Origin of the sequence: Ideonella paludis (assembly GCF_018069865.1) — a bacterium.
Taxonomy (GTDB): domain Bacteria; phylum Pseudomonadota; class Gammaproteobacteria; order Burkholderiales; family Burkholderiaceae_C; genus Ideonella; species Ideonella paludis.
Genome location: NZ_JAGQDG010000001.1, coordinates 31,202 through 49,131 on the forward strand (window position 1 = coordinate 31,202; position 17,930 = coordinate 49,131).

Annotated in this window: 17 protein-coding genes; 8 read left to right on the forward strand and 9 right to left on the reverse strand. The window is 67.3% G+C overall.

Annotated features, from left to right (window positions below):
* Positions 1-27: 27 nt before the first annotated feature.
* From KAK11_RS00120 to KAK11_RS00155, 8 genes are read left to right on the forward strand one after another with little or no spacing between them, the layout of a single operon-like run.
* The gene (locus KAK11_RS00120) at positions 28-975 is read left to right on the forward strand and encodes an EpsD family peptidyl-prolyl cis-trans isomerase (protein ID WP_210804940.1); all 948 of its coding nucleotides are present in this window, start codon (positions 28-30) and stop codon (positions 973-975) included.
* Positions 976-995: 20 nt separating this feature from the next.
* Entirely contained in the window at positions 996-1,826 is an 831-nt protein-coding gene (gene epsE, locus KAK11_RS00125; RefSeq protein ID WP_310737716.1) for a polysaccharide export protein EpsE, read from the forward strand.
* 10 nt (positions 1,827-1,836) lie between these two features.
* On the forward strand, positions 1,837-3,264 hold the full coding sequence (gene epsF, locus KAK11_RS00130; protein ID WP_210804944.1) for a chain length determinant protein EpsF: 1,428 nt from the start codon (positions 1,837-1,839) through the stop codon (positions 3,262-3,264).
* Positions 3,265-3,267: 3 nt separating this feature from the next.
* Complete coding sequence (locus tag KAK11_RS00135) at positions 3,268-4,164, forward strand: polysaccharide biosynthesis tyrosine autokinase (protein WP_210804946.1); 897 nt, start codon at positions 3,268-3,270, stop codon at positions 4,162-4,164.
* 13 nt (positions 4,165-4,177) lie between these two features.
* The gene (gene xrtB, locus KAK11_RS00140) at positions 4,178-5,059 is read left to right on the forward strand and encodes an exosortase B (RefSeq protein WP_210804948.1); all 882 of its coding nucleotides are present in this window, start codon (positions 4,178-4,180) and stop codon (positions 5,057-5,059) included.
* Positions 5,056-5,760, forward strand: coding sequence for an exosortase-associated protein EpsI, B-type (gene epsI / locus KAK11_RS00145; protein ID WP_210804950.1), 705 nt, complete (start codon positions 5,056-5,058; stop codon positions 5,758-5,760). The genes xrtB and epsI overlap by 4 nt, the downstream gene beginning before the upstream one ends.
* A complete protein-coding gene (locus KAK11_RS00150; RefSeq protein WP_210804952.1) occupies positions 5,757-6,533 on the forward strand; it encodes a WecB/TagA/CpsF family glycosyltransferase in 777 nt (258 codons plus the stop codon). Before epsI ends, KAK11_RS00150 begins: the two co-directional genes overlap by 4 nt.
* Positions 6,530-8,011 carry a lipopolysaccharide biosynthesis protein gene (locus KAK11_RS00155; RefSeq protein ID WP_210804954.1) on the forward strand — a complete coding sequence of 494 codons (1,482 nt, stop codon included), beginning with the start codon at positions 6,530-6,532 and terminating at the stop codon, positions 8,009-8,011. Before KAK11_RS00150 ends, KAK11_RS00155 begins: the two co-directional genes overlap by 4 nt.
* Here KAK11_RS00155 and KAK11_RS00160 read toward each other — a convergent pair.
* Genes KAK11_RS00160 through KAK11_RS00200 form a run of 9 tightly spaced genes read right to left on the reverse strand, consistent with a single transcriptional unit; the run spans position 7,989 to position 17,888 of the window.
* Positions 7,989-9,020 (reverse strand): acyltransferase family protein, encoded by a 1,032-nt coding sequence (locus tag KAK11_RS00160; RefSeq protein ID WP_210804956.1) that lies wholly within the window; start codon positions 9,018-9,020, stop codon positions 7,989-7,991. The genes KAK11_RS00155 and KAK11_RS00160 overlap by 23 nt on opposite strands.
* Positions 9,017-9,988, reverse strand: coding sequence for an NAD-dependent epimerase/dehydratase family protein (locus KAK11_RS00165; RefSeq protein WP_210804958.1), 972 nt, complete (start codon positions 9,986-9,988; stop codon positions 9,017-9,019). Before KAK11_RS00165 ends, KAK11_RS00160 begins: the two co-directional genes overlap by 4 nt.
* Complete coding sequence (locus KAK11_RS00170) at positions 9,985-11,655, reverse strand: GMC family oxidoreductase (protein WP_210804960.1); 1,671 nt, start codon at positions 11,653-11,655, stop codon at positions 9,985-9,987. The genes KAK11_RS00165 and KAK11_RS00170 overlap by 4 nt, the downstream gene beginning before the upstream one ends.
* Positions 11,648-12,805, reverse strand: coding sequence for a glycosyltransferase family 4 protein (locus tag KAK11_RS00175; protein ID WP_210804962.1), 1,158 nt, complete (start codon positions 12,803-12,805; stop codon positions 11,648-11,650). Before KAK11_RS00175 ends, KAK11_RS00170 begins: the two co-directional genes overlap by 8 nt.
* Positions 12,798-13,859, reverse strand: coding sequence for a glycosyltransferase family 2 protein (locus tag KAK11_RS00180; protein WP_210804964.1), 1,062 nt, complete (start codon positions 13,857-13,859; stop codon positions 12,798-12,800). Before KAK11_RS00180 ends, KAK11_RS00175 begins: the two co-directional genes overlap by 8 nt.
* Positions 13,856-14,386, reverse strand: a complete 531-nt coding sequence (locus KAK11_RS00185; RefSeq protein ID WP_210804966.1) for a serine O-acetyltransferase — start codon at positions 14,384-14,386, stop codon at positions 13,856-13,858. Before KAK11_RS00185 ends, KAK11_RS00180 begins: the two co-directional genes overlap by 4 nt.
* On the reverse strand, positions 14,383-15,363 hold the full coding sequence (locus KAK11_RS00190; RefSeq protein WP_210804968.1) for a glycosyltransferase family 2 protein: 981 nt from the start codon (positions 15,361-15,363) through the stop codon (positions 14,383-14,385). Before KAK11_RS00190 ends, KAK11_RS00185 begins: the two co-directional genes overlap by 4 nt.
* Entirely contained in the window at positions 15,353-16,765 is a 1,413-nt protein-coding gene (locus tag KAK11_RS00195) for an O-antigen ligase family protein (protein WP_210804970.1), read from the reverse strand. The genes KAK11_RS00190 and KAK11_RS00195 overlap by 11 nt, the downstream gene beginning before the upstream one ends.
* A complete protein-coding gene (locus tag KAK11_RS00200; RefSeq protein ID WP_210804972.1) occupies positions 16,758-17,888 on the reverse strand; it encodes a glycosyltransferase family protein in 1,131 nt (376 codons plus the stop codon). The genes KAK11_RS00195 and KAK11_RS00200 overlap by 8 nt, the downstream gene beginning before the upstream one ends.
* Between the last annotated feature and the right edge of the window lie 42 nt (positions 17,889-17,930).

The window sequence follows — 17,930 nt, forward strand, 5'->3', positions numbered from 1 at the left end:
GGTTTTTGTTTCTCAAGGCTTTGTTTCATGCATTTGCAACGTCCTTTTTGGGTGGCCACCCTGTTGTCGGTGGGCTTGCTGGCGGCTTGCGGCGAAAAGCCCAAGACGGCCACCCAAGCCGCCGTGAGGGTGAATGACGGTGAAATCACGGTGCACCAGATCAACCAGGCCTTGCAGCAGCAGCGGGGCTTGAAGCCCGAGCAACTCGACAGCGCCAGCCGCCAGGTGCTGGAACGCTTGATCGACCAAGAACTGGCCGTGCAAAGCGCCGTGGCCCAAAAATTGGATCGTGACCCCAAGGTGGTGGCGGCGATGGAGGCGGCCAAGCGCGAGATCATTGCGCGCGCCTATGCCGAGCAAGTGGCTGAAGCCGTGGCCAAGCCCAGCGCCCAAGAGGTGCAGCAGTATTACGACGACAAGCCCGCCTTGTTTGCCAAGCGCCGGGCTTACACCCTGCAGGAGTTCACCCTGAAGGCTGGCAGCATTGACCCCGCGCTGCTGGACACCAAGATGACCCAGGCCCGCAATGCCAACGAGGTGGCCGCCGCCTTGACCGCCATGGACGTGCGCTTTGAGGTGAGCCAGAGCACGCAGGGCGCGGAGTCGCTGCCGATGTCGGTGGTGGACAAAATCGGCACGCTGAATGTGGGCCAAAACTTGGTGCTGGCCCAAGGCGGCAAGCCGCTGAAGGTGCTGCACATTGCCGCTGCCCAGCCCGGCCCGGTGAGCCTGGAGCAGGCCACGCCGGCCATTGAGCAGTTCATCTTGAATGAGCGCAAGCGCCAGGCGGTGGAAGCCGCCATCAAGGCCGCCCGCAGCAGCGCCAAGATCGAGTACCAGGGCAAGTTTGCCGAGCCTGCGGCGGCCGCCGCCAGCGCGGCCCCTGCCCTCACCCCGGCGCCCACCCCGGCCGCTGCGCCGGCCAGCCAGAAGCTGGACGACGCCACTTTGAAGAAGGGCCTGGGCCTCCAGTGAGTGCCCCTGTGATGCTGACCATGAATAAGTTTTTCCTTGCCTCGCTGCTGTCGGCCCCGCTGCTGGTGTGTGCACCGCTGCACAGCGCACAGGCCATGACACCCACCACCGAGGCGGCACAGGCCGAGTACCGCTTGGGCGGCGGGGATGTGATCCGCATCTCCGTCTATCAAAGCCAAGACCTGAGCCTGGAGACGCGGCTGTCTGAAACCGGCGTGATCTCCTTCCCGCTGGTGGGCGCGCTGATGTTGGGCGGCAAGACCGTGGGCGAGGCCGAGCAGGTGATTGCCGCCGCGCTGAAGAAGGGCGAGTTCGTGAAGAACCCGCAGGTCAATGTGGTGCTGATGCAAGCCCGCGGCAGCCAGGTCAGTGTGCTGGGCCAGGTGAACCGGCCCGGCCGCTTTGCGCTGGAGAACGGCGGCACCAAGCTCTCTGATGTGCTGGCCCAGGCCGGCGGCGTGGTGGCCAACCAAGCCAGCGACGAGGTGGTGGTGGTGGGCACGCGCGACGGCCAGGCCTTTCGCAAGGTGATCGACCTGCCCGAGGTGTTGGACGGCCGGCGCCGCTATGACGACATCGTGCTGCAGGGCGGCGATGTCATTTATGTGGAGCGCGCGCCCGTGGTCTACATCTACGGCGAGGTGCAGCGGCCCGGCCAGTTGCGCCTGGACCGCGGCATGACGCTGCTGCAAGGCTTGGCCGCAGGCGGCGGCTTGACGCAGCGCGGCACCGACCGCGGCATTCGCATCCACCGCCGCAATGAGGCCGGCCAGGTGGAGGAGATCCAGCCCCGCATGACGGACACGCTGCGCGCGGGCGATGTGATCTTTGTTCGAGAGAGTTTGTTCTGAGGCGGCCGGTATGAATTTTTCGCAATTTGTGGCCATCTTGCAGGCCCGCTGGAAGCTCTCTGCCGCACTGCTGGGCCTGGTGCTGCTGGCCACAGCAGCCTTCAGCCTCTTGAGCCCCAAGCGCTACACGGCCACCGCCAGTGTGGTGGTGGATGTGAAGCCTGACCCCATCACCGGCTTGGTGCTGGGGCCGGTGCTCAACCCCTCCATCATGGCCACGCAGGTGGACATCATCCAGAGCAGCCGGGTGGCCACGCGCGTGGCGCGCAACCTCAAGCTGAACAACAACCCCTTGGTGCGCGAGCAGTGGCAAGAGGCCACGGGCGGCGCAGGCGACATCAACGACTGGCTGGCGCGCAATTTCCTGACGCAGCTTGAAGTGCGCCCCTCGCGCGAGAGCAATGTGATCAGCATTGGCTTCCAGGCGCCGGACCCGGCCTTTGCCGCGGCGCTGGCGAATGCCTTTGTGCAGGCCTACATCGACACCGCAGTGGAGCTGCGCGTGGACCCGGCCAAGCAGTACAGCGGCTTTTTTGACCAACGCGCCAAAGACGCCCGCGATGCGCTGGAGGCGGCCTCGGCCCGCCTGAGTGTGTTTCAGCGTGACAACGGCATCGTGGGCTCGGACGAGCGCCTCGATGTGGAGACGGCGCGCCTGAACGACCTCTCCAGCCAACTGGTGATGATGCAAGCCATCTCCTCCGAGAGCCGCAGCCGCGAGGCGCAAGCCGCAGCGGGCAAGGGCGACCGGCTCAGCGAAGCCATGGTCAACCCGGTGGTGACTAACCTTAAATTTGAGCTGAACCGCGCCGAGGCCCAACTGCAAGAGCTGAACACCCGCCTGGGCGACAAGCACCCGCAAGTGGAGCAGGCCAAGGCCAGCGTGGCCGAGCTGCGCAGCCGCCTGAACACCGAGCTGCAGCGCTCGACCAGCAGCGTGGGTGTGACGGCCTCCATCAATGCCTCGCGCGAGGCGCAAACGCGCAGCCAACTGGAGGCGCAGCGCGCCAAGGTGCTGAAGCTCAAAGAGCAGCGCGATGCGATGGCGGTGCTGCAGCGCGATGTGGAGAACGCCCAGCGCAGCTACGACACCATCGTCGGCCGCCTCAACCAAACTCAGCTGGAGAGCCAAACCCAGCAAAGCAATATCAATGTGCTGAGCCCGGCCACGGTGCCGCTCAAGCCCTCGTCGCCCAAGGTGCTGCTGAACATGGCGCTGGCCGCTTTTGTGGGCACGCTCTTGGCTGTGGGCTTGGCCCTGGTGCGCGAGCTGCTGGACCGCCGCGTGCGCTCGACCACCGACCTGATCGACACCTTGGGTGTGCCGGTGCTGGGCGTGGTGCCCAAGCCCATCTTGGCGCGGGGCAAGCCCTCGCTGATGGCGCAGCGCGTGATCTCGGGCCGCCTGGCTTCTCCCACCCGCTCTGCAAAGGCTTGAGCCATGACGGACAACAGCCAGACTCAATCCACCTTCGGCTCGCTGCCCAGCAGCGAAGACATCCGCTCGATTGGCGACATCATCCGCGACACGCGGGCCTTGAGCGCCGCGCAAGTGGCCGAGATCCTGCAACACCAACGCCTGCACGGCCTGAAGTTTGGCGAGGCCGCCATCAAGCTGGGCTATGCCTCGCCCGACGATGTGCTGCACGCCCTGGCCGAGCAGTTCAACTACGCGGTGGCCGATGGCGCGCAGACGGCGGCCCACCCCGAGCTGGTGGTCTTGAACCAACCCTTCAGCCAACAGGCCGAGGCCTTCCGCGCGACGCGGGCGCAGATCTTGATGCGCACCCAAGGCGAAGAAGGTGCGCCCACCACCAAGCGGGCGCTGGCCGTTTTGAGCCCCAATTCGGGCGATGGCAAAACCTTTTTTGCCGCCAACCTGGCCGTGGCTTTGGCGCAGTTGGGCGGCCGCACCTTGGTGGTGGACGCCGACCTGCGCGGGCCGCGCCTGCACGAGGTCTTTGGCGTGGACAACCACGCGGGGCTGTCGGGCCTGCTGTCGGGCCGCCCCGGCGAGAACGTGATCAAGCCGGTCAAGGGCATCAGCAATTTGTTTGTGCTGCCCGTGGGCATTCAGCCGCCCAACCCGCTGGAGCTGATTGAAGGCGCGGCTTTTGGCCTGCTGCTGCATGAGTTGTTGAGCAAGTTCGACCATGTGGTGGTGGACACCCCGGCCGCAGAGTTTGGCGCCGATGGCCTGGTGGCCGCGGCACGCTGCGGCGTGGCACTGATGGTGGCACGCAAAAACTCGGTGCGGGTGGACGATCTCAAGGCCTTGGTTCAAGCCCTCAGCGCCAGCACCGCCAAGGTGGTGGGCGTGGTGATGAACGAGTACTGAAGCCGCCTGCCCCGTGAGCACCCTGCCCTCGCTGCGCTGGAAGGACCACGCCCCTTGGCTGGTCTTGCTGGCGGGGCTGTGCGCGCTGTATGTGCCCACGCTGGTGAGCTTGTTCAGCGGCGTCTGGGCCGACGACACGCAAGGCCACGGGCCGGTGATCTTGGCGCTGGCCTGCTGGCTGATCTACAAGCGCTGGGCGCTGGTCGATGCCGTGGGCGGCGCCGGCCCCCAGCCGCTGCTGGCATGGCCGCTGTTCGTGGTGTTTGGGCTGCTGTATGCGCTGGGGCGCTCTCAAGGCATTTTGCTGTTTGAGGTGGGCTCGCTGATCCCCATGCTGCTGGGCTGTGTGCTGCTGCTGCGTGGCCCGCAGCAGGCGCGGGCGATTTGGTTCCCGCTGTTCTTCATGCTGTTCATGATCCCGCTGCCGGCGCTGCTGGTGGACGCGATGACGGCGCCGATGAAGATGGCCGTCTCCTATGTGGCCGAGCACATCTTGTATGCGGCAGGCTACCCGATTGCACGCACGGGTGTGATCTTGCAGGTGGGGCCCTACCAAATGCTGGTGGCCGACGCCTGCGCGGGCCTGCACACCTTGTTCACCTTGGAAGCGCTGGGCCTGTTCTACCTGAACTTGGTGCAGTCGGCCTCGGTGTTCCGCAACGTGACGCTGGCGGTGCTGATCGTGCCCATCAGCTTTGCGGCGAATGTGATTCGGGTCATGGTGTTGGTGTTGATCACCTACCACTTTGGTGACGAGGCCGGGCAAGGCTTTTTGCATGGCTTTGCGGGCATGGTCTTGTTCTTGAGCGCGCTGCTGCTGATCTTGACGGTGGACGGCGCGGTGCACTGGCTGGACAAGCGCCTGCGCCGCTGGCGCGGGGAGACGGCAGCATGAGCGCGCCAGACCGCGCTTTGCGCCACGCGCTGTTGGCCGCTCTGCTGATGCTGCTGTGCGCGCTGCTGGCCTGGAGCTTGACGCCGCGCCGCAAGCTGGTCGAGGTGCAAGGCCGCTTGCAGTTGGAGCAAATAATGCCCAAGGCTTTTGGCGAGTGGACCGAAGTGCCGGCCACGGCCAGCGTGGTCAACCCCCAGCAGGCCGAGCAGTTGAGCCGCATCTACAGCCAGACACTGAGCCGGGTCTATGTGAACCGCCAGGGCCAGCGCGTGATGCTGTCGTTGGCCTACGGTGAAGACCAGCGCGATGGCATGCAACTGCATTACCCCGAGGTCTGCTACCCGGCCCAGGGCTTTCGGCTGCTGTCCCAAGAGAAGGCCACGCTGCCCCTGGGCGGCGCGAGCCTGCCGATCAAGCGGCTCTCGACCCAACTCGGCAACAGCCGCCGCGAGTCGGTGACCTATTGGACGCTGGTGGGCGACCAGCCCTTCAGCGGTGGGATCGCCAAGAAATTGACCGAGATGCGTTACGGCCTGCGGGGCTTGATCCCCGATGGTTTGTTGTTCAGGGTGTCGTCGATCGAGCTGAACCCCGAAGAGGGCTATGCCGTTCACCAGCGTTTTGCCCAAAGCCTGTTTGCAACCCTGCCCGCTGCCGAGCGTGTGCGTTTGATGGGACAGGTGGCCGCAGTTCAGCCATGAGTTCAGACACAAAGCGTGAAGATGAGTCCCCTGCCTCCAGCACCTGGCAAGGCCGATGGCGGCAGTTGCTCCAAGCCCTGCGCGTGGTGCGCCACGCCAGCGATTTGGAGGCGGAGTTGTGGGAGCCCTTGGAGCAGATCAACCGGCCCACGGTGATGGCTTTTGTGAACGCCCATGCCATGAACAGTGTGGTGAGCCACCAGCGCTTTGGCGAGGCCTTGGCCGGCGCCGACCTGCTGCTGCGCGATGGCGCTGGCATGCACCTGCTGCTGCTGATGCTGGGCCGCCACCCCGGCGTGAACCTGAACGGCACCGACTTGATCCCCAAGCTGCTGGAGCGCTATGAAGGCCGCCGCGTGGCCTTGTATGGCACGGTCGAGCCCTATCTCTCCAAGGCCGCGCGCTATGTGCAGCGCGACCTGGCGCATGGCGCGCAGATGTTCACCTGCCATGGCTTTGGCACCGCGGCGGACTATGTGGAGCAGGCGCTGCGCGACCGGCCGAACCTCATCGTGCTGGGCATGGGCATGCCCAAGCAGGAAAGCATTGCGGCGGAGTTGCGCCGCCACCTGCAGCACCCCTGCCTGATCGTCTGCGGCGGCGCCATCATCGACTTCATGGGTGACCGCTTTGACCGCGCGCCGGTGTGGATGCGGCGCTGCGGGCTGGAGTGGCTGTTCAGGCTGGCGCGCGAGCCCAAACGCTTATTCCGCCGTTACGTGATCGGCAACCCGGCCTTTTTGCTGCGCAGCCTGAGGCTGATGGTGCGATGAGCGGACTCGTCAGAACCGGCGCCAAAGCGGTGAAGTGGGGCACGCTGACCACCGTGGCTCGCTTCGGCTTGCAGTTCCTCGCGCAGGTGATCCTGGCGCGGATGCTGGGCCCGGAGGTCTATGGCATTTTTGGCCTGGGCATGGTGGTGCTGACGCTGGCCACCTTTGCCTCCAACCTCGGCTTGGGGGCCAGCCTGCTCTACCGCGACGGCATCACCGAGCAAGACATCCGCTTTGCCTTCACCTGGCAAATGCTGGCCGGTGGCACGGCCACGCTGGTGCTGTGGTGGGCCGCGCCTTGGATTGCCGAGTTCTTCCGGGAGCCCCGCGCGGTGGATGTGGTGCGCTGGCTGGGCCTGACCTGCTTGTTGACCTCTGCCAGCGCGGTGGCCACCACCTTGGCGCAGCGCGCGCTGAAGTTCCGGCAAGTCGGCGTGATCCAGGTGGCCAGCTATGCGCTGGGCTATTTGGGGGTGGGTGTGCCGATGGCCTGGATGGGCCACACCACCTCGGCCCTGGTGGCGGCCTGGCTGGTGCAAACCAGCGTCAGCACCGTGGCCCTGCTGCGCTTGCAGCCGCACGCCTGGCGGCCGCTGCTGCGCTATGCAGGCCACCGGGCCTCGGCCGCCGAGGGCCGCAATCTGGTGCTGACCAACATCATGAACTGGCTGCTGAGCAATGTGGACAAGGTGCTGATCGGGCGCCTGATGCCCGCCCATGCGGTGGGGCTCTACAACATTGCGGCCAACCTGGCGCTGATGCCCAGCACCATGCTGCTGGGCACGCTGCAGCCCACGCTGACGGCGCTGTATGGCCAAGCCAAGCATGCGCCTGAGCGGGTGCAGGCGGCCTATCTGCAGTCGCTGTCTCTGGTGGGGGTGTTCGTGCTGCCGGTGTTCACGGCCTTGGCTTTCTTGGCCGAGCCGCTGATGTTGGTGGTGTACGGCGAGCGCTGGGCGGGCTCGGGCGCCATCTTGGCGGTGCTGTTCTTGACGGTGCCGGCCTACCTGGCGCAAGGCCTGGGCACGCCGCTGCTGTGGACGCTGGGCCGGGGGCTGCAGGAGCCACTGGCGCAACTGCCCGCCCTGGCCTTGGGCGCGGTGGGCGTGTACTGGGCCGCACCGATGGGGGTGACAGCCATTGCGTGGGCGGCGCTGGGCATCATGCTGCTGCGCATGGTGGGCATCACGGCGGCCACGCTGCGAGCCTTGGCGTTGCCAGCGCGGGCGGTGTTGCCGATCCTGCTGCGCAGCATCGGCCTGACGGCGCTGACCGTGCTGGCGGCCTGGGCCGCGCAGCGTTGGGTGGCCGCCCTGGGCGCCAATGAGTGGCAGCAGTTGCCGGTGCTGTTGGCCCTGCCGGCGGTGCTGTGGTGGACCTGCTGGTGCTGGTGGCCGCAGTGCTTTGGGCCTGACGCCCGCGAAGGCCTGCGCCGCCTGCTGCGCCGACCTGCGGCTACGGCACCCAGCGCGCTTTGAGGGCGCGGGTGCAGGGCTGCTCGACCCAGCGGTAGATGGCATCCGCGACCAGCGGCACGAGCACCAAAGACAGCAGCACGGCCCAGGCCGCCGACGGCCAGCCCAGCCGCACCAGGCCGGCCACCAACAGCGGCACCACAAAGGTGTGGCTCAGGTAGATGGCATAGGAGATGTCGCCACCGCGATTCAGCCAGGCGGCGCCCCGCATCTGCCGGAACCAAGGCTCCAGCCCCAAGGTGCCGGCCACGATGAGCAGCGCAGGCAGGCCCGAGCCCAGCACGGCAGCCCAGGCCGGCGCAGGCCAGCCCAGGGCCCACCAAGCCCAGCCCAGCGCGGCCAGGCCCAAGCCCATCACCGGGCCCAGCCGCTCCAGCGGCGCGCGCAGCGAAGCCAGCGCCAGCCCTAACGCAAACTCCAGGAACAGGGGTTGGGCCCAAAACGCCCAGGCGCTGTCTGGCCCGCCCCACTGGGCCAAGCCGACCAAGGCGGCATAGCACAGCAGCGTCCACGGCAAGGCAGGCAGGCGCCACAGCAGCGCCAGCGCATAGACCGCGTAGAAGAGCATTTCAAAGTTCAGCGTCCAGCCCACTTGCAGCAGTGGGAAGAAGGCACCGGCTGCGTCGCGGTGCGGCCAAAACGCGAAAGAGGCCAGCAGGTGCGTGGGGTCCAAGCTGTTGCGCAAGGCGAGGCTGGGCAGCAGCAGCAAGACCACCAACTTGGCCAGCGTGTAGAGCCAGTACATGGGCACGATGCGGATCAGGCGGCGCAGCAAAAAGGTCTTGGCCTCGGCCCCGTTGAGCTGGCCCCAAGGCCCCCGCACCGGGCTGGTGTGGCCCATCACAAAGCCGCTGATGACAAAAAAGATGTCGACCCCGAAACCACCGGCTTGCCAGTAGTCGGTGGTGCTCAAGCCTTGGGTGCGCTGCGCCATGTAGAGGCTGGCGTGCATAGCCACCACCAAAGCGGCAGCCACAAAACGCAAGCCCTGAAGACCGATGTAATGCGTCATGGCGCCGCCGAAAAATCGTCCAGCATCTGCACGTAGGGCGTCCACACGAGCGGCCCCCACGGCGGGTTGCGGCGGACATCAAGCCGGATCTGCTGGCCCCACAGCGCCGCCACCGAAGGCGCCATGCCGGGCGGCAGCGCACGCCCCCAAACCGGCACACTCAGGCCCAGTCGCTCGGCCACCTTGAGTGGCACGCCCATGAGGCGCGAGATGCACCACAGCCGCCGCGCGCTCAGGCGTGGCAAGGGGGCGATGTTCAAGCGGCTGGCGGCATCGGCGAAATACTGGTTCCAACGCGGAGCATCGGGCGCGGCCAGGTTGCAGGCCACGCAAGTGGTGGGCTCAGCGGTTTGCAGCCAAGCGGCGGCTTGCACCACGGCCTGCGCCACATCGCGCACATGGACCAGGTTGGACCAGCCATCGCCCTGCGCGCCCAAGTCGCCCAAGTGCCCGGCTTGGAGCCAGCGTGCGATGCGGGTGGTCCACAAGGGGCTGCCTGGCCCGACCACACAGCCCGGCCGCAGCAGCACGGCCCGCCCGCCCTGCTCGACCCATTGGCGCACGGCGGCTTCGGCCTGGATTTTGGCCGCGCCATACCAGCCCAAGCTGGCTTGCAGCGGCGTGTCTTCGGCCAGCCAGCCCTCTTGAGCACCATAAACCGCTTGCGAGCTGAGGTGCACCAAATGCCGCACGCCGGCGTGGCGCATGGCGCGGGCCAAAACCTGCGCGCCTTGGGCAATGACGGTGCCGCTGCCGGTGGTGGCATTGACCACCACGTCGATGCCGGCCAGCGCTTGCAACAGGCTGGGCTCATGCAGCACGTCCAGGGCGCGGCTGCTGAGCTGGGCCTGCGGTGCAAGCTGCGGCTGACGCGAGGCCACCACCACGGTATGGCCTGCGGCCAGCAAGGCTTGGCTGATCTCGCGGCCCACAAAGCCACTGCCGCCCAGCACCAAGAACGTCGTCATGCCCAGCCCTCCGCCCGGCCGCGCTGGCCGATGTGCTGGGCCAGGCGCAGCGCCAAGGCCACGATCAGCAAAGTGGGGTTGGCTTGGCTGCTGGAGGGGAATACCGCGCTGCTGGCAATGAAGAGGTTGTGCACCCCATGCACCTGAGTGTCTGCGTTGACCACGCTGTGCGCCGGGTCTGCGCCCATGCAAGCAGTGCCAATGTGGTGGCCGCCATACGCGCCATAACGCGTGAGGTCGCGCTCCAAAGTCTCGGGGTCGAAGTGGAACGTGCCCACACCGCCTTGTTGCAGGGCCTGGCCCATCACACGCAATGAACGCGCCACGCCGTCGATGTCGGCCGGGCTGTAGCGCCAGTCGATATGAAGCTGCCGCAGGCCCAGCGCATCGACGCCCTCGCCCAGGCTGACACGGCTGTCCAGGCGCGGGATCTGCTCGGCATGGACTTCGAGGCTGAAGCGGTTGCTGGTGTTGCGCAAGATCACCGAGGGGAACTTGCGCTCGGCCAAAGTGCGGTGGCGCAACCAGTGGGCTAAGAAGGCGGTGGTGTCCAGCGGGTCGGCCAGCACATTGCGCAGATGGCGCAGCAGGTGCGTGGCGCCGTGGGCCTCGCCATCATTCAAGCGCTTGCCGTACTCATAGCTGATGAAGCGCCGCGCCAAAAACAAGCCCGAGAGCACGCCGCTGCAGTGAGCCGGGTCGGTGATCTTGGGGAAGTGCAGGCGGGCCACCATATTAGGCAGGCTCATCTCGCACTGTACATTGGGCCGCACTTGCAGGCGGCGGCGGGTATAAGCGCCCAGGGGCGAGCGGGCATAGCCGTGATGCACCTGCGCGCGCGGCAGCGTCACCGTCAACTCACCCACGTTGCCCGCGATATGGCACATATAGCGGCGGCCCACCAGATCAGCGTGGTTGCCAATGCCGGCCGGCTGCACATCCTTGCTGGCCAGCAGCAAGCGCGGCACTTCCAGGCCGCCCGTGGCCAACACCACCACGCGCGCTTTGGCCGCGGCGCGGCGGCGTTGCAGGGATTGCACGGTCAAGGACTCGATGGCCCGTCCCGCGCGGTCCAACTGCAGGTGCGTGACATTGGCATGGGTCAGCACGCGCACCGTGGGCGCCAAGGCCAAGCGGCGCGCATAGCGCCGGCCCATGTCGGTGGGGCAGGAGAAGCGCTCCAGCGTGTCGGTGCTGAGCTGTGGCGATTCAAAGCCCGCGAACATCGGCGGCATGAAGGCATTGGCCGGGTGCGTGGCGTCGTAATGCGGCTCGCCGGCTTCCAGCAACTGGGTGGCCTCGGCATAGTGGGTGGCCAGCTCGGCATGCGGCAGCGGCCAGGCGGTGTCTGGCAGGTAGGGCCGGGGCTCAAAGTCAATGTCGTCAAAGGGCACGCAGCGGCCACCCCACAAGGTGGTGGAGCCGCCCCAGCGGCGTTGGCGGTAGGTGTCGGCGGGGCTGTGCAATGCGGGGTCGGCGACCGTGCCCTGGTACAAGGCTTGTGTGGCCGCCTCGGGCTGCAGGCCGCCTGACTCCAACAGCAAGACTTGCACGCCCTGCTCGCCCAGTGCCAGCGCCAGGCTGATGCCTGCCGCACCGCCGCCCACGATGCAGACATCGGCTTCCAAGGCCGCTGCGCCGCCGAGCTGATTAAAGTCTTCAATCATGCGGCATGCCCTCCACGGGCCGGGCGGCATGGCCAAAGCAGCGCCAATGCACGGCGGCCACGGCGTCTGCAAAGCGGCTCAGGGCGTAACGTTGTTCATAAAGGGCCAGGCCGCGCTGCTCCAGGCGCTGGCGCAGGGCGTCGTCGCCCAGCACCGCGTCAATGCCGGCCGCCAGCGCCGTGGTGTCGCCCGGTGGCACCAGCCAGGCATCTTGGCCATGCTGCAAGGCCTGCGGGATCTCGCCCACGGGCGTGGCAATCACGGCCACGCCTTGGCCCAAGGCCTCCAGAATCACCAAGGGCAGTCCTTCGTCGTAAGAAGGCAGCGCCAGGGCGTCGGCTTGGGCCAAGTGCTCGGCGGCTTGGGCTTGGTCGGCCCAGCCCACAAACTGCACCTGGGCTTGCAAGCCCAGGCTGTGCGACAGGGCTTGGTAATGGGCGATGTCGCCGCCGCCCACAAACACGGCCTCGACCCGCCCTTGCTGAGCCTGCTGGCTTTGAGCCAGGGCGCGCAGCAGGTCGCTCACGCCCTTGCGCTCGCTCAGATTGCCCAAGAAGACCAAGCGCCGGCGGGGGCTCAGGCCTTGGGGCTCGGCGCGGCGTGCGGTGGGCTGGCGCGGCACGCCATTGACGACGATCTCGACGCGCTCGGGTGGCACGGCCAGGGTCTGGGTGACGAAGCGCCGGCCTGCCTCACCCAAGACCACGCAGCGGGTGGCTAAGCCGAAGACCCCGCGCACCGCCGCCTGGATGGGCCGGGGCAGTCGGGCATAGAAGTGGTGGAGTTGGGCGGCATGCAGGTGCAGCACCACGGGCACGCCCAAGGCCCGCGACCACAACACCACCGCGCATTTGCGGAACAGGCTCAGGCGCTCGGCCATGTTGACATGCACGCCCACCAAGCGCCCAGCCCAGCGCTGCGCGGCGATGCGCCACAGCGCCCCCAGCAAGACGCCCGCCGAGGCCAGCGCGCTGCCGCCGCCGCGGGTGTCCAAGGGCACCCACCGCGCGCGCGCGGCCGCCGGCACCAAGGCCGGGGTTTGGCTTTGGTTCAGGTAATCAGCCACCTTGAACATGCCGCCGCCGATGGGGTTCCAGGGGCAGGCGATGAAGATGACTTTGTCGGGGGCGGGCACGCGGGCTTCAGACATGGCGCGGGGGAGGCTCGCTCGGGCGGCGCTCGTCGCCGGCGCGCTGCAGCACCGTGTTGGGGATGCGGCTGCGCGGGTCTCTGCGTCGGTGCATCAGGCCCCGCAGCAGGCCGCCCACATGCAGCCACAACGACACCGTGGCATAGCTGGCTTTGGCCAAGTTGCGCTTGCGCCAGCATTGCGCCAGCCAGGGTGCGGCCAGCAGGGCCGCCAGCACGGCCAGCGCAGCCGCTGCGTGGTGCTGCAAGGCCAGAAAGGCGGCCAAGCCCAGCCCCATCAAGGCCCACACCAGCACGGCGGTGTAGAGCTTGAGCTCGCGCAGGTCTTGCCGCAGCAAAGGCCAGTGCGGGCTGCGCCACGCGGCCCGGGTGATCTCGCCGACACCGTTGATATAGGCACTGCGCCAGCGGCGGCGCAAAAGGGTGTAGGCCGGCAGGTCGTGGCCCCAATGCTCGATGGCCGGCACGGCCAGGCGGTGCAGGCGCCACCCTTTGGCGCGCAAGCGCAGGGCGAGGTCCAGCTCTTCGTAGCTGTGCAAATTGCGGTCGCTGAAGTAGCCGACATGCTCAATCGCATCGCGCCGATACAGGCCGCCCATGTCCAAGCGGTCGACCGGGCCGGGCTGCCAATGGCCGCCACCGCGCTCCAGCCGCGCTTGGAACTCCAGGCTGCTTTGGTTGTGCTCGATGACCTGACCGGCCACCCCCGCGACCTCAGGGTGGGCGCGCAAAAAGGCCAGGGCCTGGGGCAAAAAATCGGGATGCAGCTTCATGTCTGCATCCAGGATGTAGAGGAACTGGCCGCGCGCCTGCTGCAGGCCCAATTGCGGGCCCACGCCGCAGGAGCGTTGATCGGCGTGGCTGAGCTGGGTGATGGTGATGGGATAGGTGGCAGCGACTTGGACGGTGCGGTCGGTCGAGAGTGAGTCGGCCAGCACGACCTCGCCGCCCACGCGCGCCACCGCCGCCAGCGCGGACTCAATGGCGCGGGCAATGTGGCGCTCTTCGTTCAGCGCCTTGATCAGCACGGACACCACACAGGGCTGCGAGCTCATGGGCGAGGTGCGCTCCGCTTGGGCCGCACGCGGGCGGGCACACCCACGGCGACATGGCCGCTGGGCACATCGCACAGCACCACGGCATTGGCACCGATGTCCACGTCGTCGCCAATGACGACGCGGCCCAGGATCTTTGCGCCAGCGCCCACATTGACACGATGGCCGAGTTGCGGCGCGGCTAATGGGTCGTCCAGCGTGCGGTTGCCCAGGGTCACGCCTTGGCGAATGATGCAGTCATCCCCCAGAGAGGCGAGGCCGTGGATGACGATGGCGCCTGAGTGCTCGATGATCAGGCGCCGGCCGATGCGGGCCTGGACGCCAATGGTGATGCCGCTGAGCATCTCCGCCAGCTTGGCCAACACGATGTGCAGCACCGCCAGCGGCCAGCGGATCAGCCGGGTCTGAAAGCGGTAGCGCAAGTGCCCGAGGCGGTAGACCTGCAGCGCCCAAAAGCCCAGCGACAACAAGCCTTCGCGGGCTACGCGGAGGTCTTCAAAGAATGCCCAAGCGGAGGGGCGGCTCATGGGGGCACCTTTCCGTCAATGCGCCAGCGATGCAGAGGATAGGCCAATCGGCGCGGCAGGACGATGAGCAACAGCGTCAGCAGCCAGCCGGGCGTGTAGCAGACAGCGCGCACCCGCCACAGCAGGCTCAGTGCCAAGCGGCGGTGGCCGCTCACCACGGCCGTGCGCGCCAAGAAGAGCCGGTAGTGCGTGACGTAACGCAAGCTTGAGGCGCGCAGCGGTGCAGGGCATTCACCCTGGCGCACGCGCTGCACCATGCGCTCGGCAAAGGGCGGCTCGCTGCGAGCGGCGGTTTGGCTGGAGAGGCCGGTGGGGTCGACCACCCGGCCAATCAAAGGCAAGGCGATGAATGCAAGGGGCGTGCGCTCGGCAACACGAAACCACATGTCCAGGTCTTCGCCATGGGACTCGCCCACCGCGAAGCCAGCAGGCATGCGCTGGAGCAAGGATCGCTTGACGGCCAAGGAGCTGGACATCATGGTCAGGCCACGCATCCAGCGTGCCGGCAGGTCTTCAATGAGCTCGATGTGCTCGAGGTGAAGCGCCGGGGCCGGGGCCTGCACCGCCTGCTGCCACCAGGCCAGCGCGGCCGGCGGCTCAACATCCACGGCCCCTGTGGCCAGCATCTCGCACTGCGGCGCATGCTGCGCCAACCAACGCAAGGTGCTGAGGAAGCTGGGATGCTGCAGATCATCAGCGTCCAGAAAGACACACCAGCGCCCGGTGGCGGCAGCCATGCCCGTATTGCGGGCTTGGGACACGCCGCCGTTCGGCTGGCCAATCAGGTGGATGCGCGGGTCTGCCATGGCGCGGACCAGCTCGGCGCTGCCGTCCGTGGAGCCGTCGTCCACCACCACGATGTTGAAGTCGGGCTCGCGCTGCGCCAGCACGCTGCGCAAGGTGGCCTGGATGTACTCGCGCTTGTTATAGAGCGCGATGACCACGGTGAACAAAGGCTCGGCGGGCTCAGGGCGCACGCTGGGCCTCCGCGCGGGTGCCACCCGGTGCCAGGGCCGAGCCCAAGACCACCAGCAGCACCATGTGATAGAAATTAGCCAGGCCGATGCCGGTCAGTGACAGCGGCACTTCGGTGACGGAAAAGGCCAGCAAGATCATCAGCAAAGCGAGGCTCAAACCCCGGCTGGGCTTGGCGACGCGCCAAGCCGCTGCGACGATGACCAAGAGATAGACCACCGCACCGACCAAGCCCACCCAGCCGGCGCGGGCCAGGCTGTCGACGAACTGGTTGTGCGCATGGGTGGCAGAGCTCATTTGCACAGCCGCGCGATGGGCCTCATCAAACAAGGGCATGCCGTAGCCAAAGAGCTGGCTTTGCTGCCATTCTTCAAGGGCCACAGCCCAGATGCGATCGCGGCCGGTCAGGCTCATCAACTGCGCCCCTTCTGACGAGGCCCAGTAGCTGTTCAGTCGCTCGCCCATCTCCCCCGAGGCCACCCAGGCCAAGCCACCGAGCGAGCCCAGCAGCAGCAGCCCATAGACGGCCACCACCCAGCCACGTGCACCGGGCTGCGACAGGCTGCGCCAAGTGGGCAGCCGGCCTTGGTAGGCCATGATCATGGGCAGGACCAGGGCCAAAGTCAGCCACACGGTTTTGGACTGGGCCAGCAGCACCACCAGCGCGCAGGTCCACAAGGCCAGGCGCTGCAGCCCAAGCCGCGCATAGGGGACGTAGAGCAAAACCACCCAGGTGGTGGCGGCCACGCCGGCCAAAGAAATGGGGTGCGGCGCGAGGCCTGCCAAGCGGGGAAGGCCGTCGATCAGGCCTTGCTCGTAGCCACGCTGCAAGGCCAGGTCAGGCCAGACCCCCCCCAGCAGCAAGCTAAGGCCACAGAACAGGGCTTGGGCATCGCGAAACCACCGCAAGGTTTGCTGCGTGGCCAGGCGGTCGAGGCACAGCAGGCCGATGCCGACGGGCAGTGCATACACCCAATAGCTTTGAAAGCTGGGGTGCCTGCCCCACCAAGCAGGCGAGGCCACTTGCGTGGCCCACAGCAGAGCGAAGGCCAGCATGAGCACCAACCGCAGCGAGAAAGCGGGCTCTTGAGAGCGCAGCCAGCGCACGATGGCATCCACCGCGCCCCACAAGGCGATGACGGACGCCAGGCGGATGCTCCACTCCCCGGCCCAAGAGGCGGTGACTGAGACGTCGGCAACAATGCCGCTGGCGTCGAAGCTGCGGCCCGTGGTGGCCATGGACACCGCGGCAGCCGCCACCTGGGTGGGAAAGAACCAAGGCATCAAGCCCTGGGTGCTCAAGCGCCCCGACAAGCGCAGGGCGAACCACAGGCCCAGGATCGCCAAGACCGCACCCAGCCAGCCCAGGGCCCCGCCCACCACCATGGCGCTGAGATCAGCCATAGGCCCGCTCCCGATGGGTGGCTGACGCGGCCCGCGCCAACAGCCCCTGCAAGGTGGCGGCGACGGCCTCTACCGCATGCGCGGCCACGCTGTGCTGGCCGCCTTGGGCCAGGCGGGCGCGCTCGGCAGGCTGCGTGCGCAGGCGCTGCACGGCGGCCACAAAGTCCGGGGCCGTCGCAGCGATCAGGCAGTTGACGTTGGCTCGCAGGTCGTAGTGTTCGCAGGCGGCGATCACGGGGGTCTCGGCCATCCAGGCATCACCGATCTGGCCCCAACCCATGCCGTCGCCGGGGGAGAGGATGCAAAAAGCGCGGGCGATCAAGGCTTCGGCCTCGGCGCGCGGCAGGGACTCTTGCCACTGGACCCGCGCACCGCCCGCCGCTTGGATGCGCTCAAGCGCAGCTTGCCCAATGGCGTCGAGCGCCGGGCCCACCACGCGGACTTGCAGGTCGGGGATCTCAGCCAAGGCCTGCGCCAGATAGACACCCAGGCGCTCGGCCCCTTTGGCGCGGAAGAGGGAGCCGATGTAGACCAGGGTGGAGAGGTCGCGCTCGCTCTGCGGCAGGGGGTGCGCTGCAGCCTGGCGCAGGTGCGGCCACGGCAGGTAGGCCACGGCATCGCCCGCTTGGAAGTGCACCTGCTCTTGCGGGTCAGAAATGCAAACGGTGTGCGCCTGGGCCAGGGTGCGCCGCCGCACACGCTGCGCCATCAGCCCGCGCAGGGGGGAGATGCCAAGGTAGTCGCGCCGGCGCAGCCAACGCTGGTCGGCATAGAAGTATTCGGTATGCAGCAACACCGGGGCGTGTACCTCGCGGCCCAAAGCCACGGCCAGCGCCAGATGCTCTCTCGGGCCCGCGAACAGCACGTCGGGTTGAAAGGCCTGTGCCAAGGCCAGAATCTCAGGGCTCAGGCGCAGCGGAAAGGCCTGCTCGACCCAGGTGATCGAGAGCCCCCCATGCTGCGCCCGGCTCAGCGGGGCGCGGCGGGCTTTGAGCTGGTCATGCCGGGGCGCAACGACCTGCACGGCCACAGCCCAGCGGTCTGCCAGGGCTTGCCAGACATGCGACATCTCGTTGAGTTGGGCGTCATATCCAGCGGAGATGACCATTACCTTCAGTGCCATGGCTGCGGTTGAACTTCCAGCGCATGCGGGACCGCGCTATGG

Coding starts and splice junctions, on each gene's coding strand:
- epsI (WP_210804950.1), top strand. CDS start 5,056: ATGAGCGCGCCAGACCGCGCTTTGCGCCACGCGCTGTTGGCCGCTCTG.
- KAK11_RS00150 (WP_210804952.1), top strand. CDS start 5,757: ATGAGTTCAGACACAAAGCGTGAAGATGAGTCCCCTGCCTCCAGCACC.
- epsF (WP_210804944.1), top strand. CDS start 1,837: ATGAATTTTTCGCAATTTGTGGCCATCTTGCAGGCCCGCTGGAAGCTC.
- KAK11_RS00180 (WP_210804964.1), bottom strand. CDS start 13,859: ATGAGCTCGCAGCCCTGTGTGGTGTCCGTGCTGATCAAGGCGCTGAAC.
- KAK11_RS00155 (WP_210804954.1), top strand. CDS start 6,530: ATGAGCGGACTCGTCAGAACCGGCGCCAAAGCGGTGAAGTGGGGCACG.
- KAK11_RS00185 (WP_210804966.1), bottom strand. CDS start 14,386: ATGAGCCGCCCCTCCGCTTGGGCATTCTTTGAAGACCTCCGCGTAGCC.
- KAK11_RS00160 (WP_210804956.1), bottom strand. CDS start 9,020: ATGACGCATTACATCGGTCTTCAGGGCTTGCGTTTTGTGGCTGCCGCT.
- KAK11_RS00195 (WP_210804970.1), bottom strand. CDS start 16,765: ATGGCTGATCTCAGCGCCATGGTGGTGGGCGGGGCCCTGGGCTGGCTG.
- KAK11_RS00170 (WP_210804960.1), bottom strand. CDS start 11,655: ATGATTGAAGACTTTAATCAGCTCGGCGGCGCAGCGGCCTTGGAAGCC.
- KAK11_RS00175 (WP_210804962.1), bottom strand. CDS start 12,805: ATGTCTGAAGCCCGCGTGCCCGCCCCCGACAAAGTCATCTTCATCGCC.
- KAK11_RS00165 (WP_210804958.1), bottom strand. CDS start 9,988: ATGACGACGTTCTTGGTGCTGGGCGGCAGTGGCTTTGTGGGCCGCGAG.
- epsE (WP_310737716.1), top strand. CDS start 996: ATGAATAAGTTTTTCCTTGCCTCGCTGCTGTCGGCCCCGCTGCTGGTG.
- KAK11_RS00120 (WP_210804940.1), top strand. CDS start 28: ATGCATTTGCAACGTCCTTTTTGGGTGGCCACCCTGTTGTCGGTGGGC.
- KAK11_RS00200 (WP_210804972.1), bottom strand. CDS start 17,888: ATGGCACTGAAGGTAATGGTCATCTCCGCTGGATATGACGCCCAACTC.
- KAK11_RS00135 (WP_210804946.1), top strand. CDS start 3,268: ATGACGGACAACAGCCAGACTCAATCCACCTTCGGCTCGCTGCCCAGC.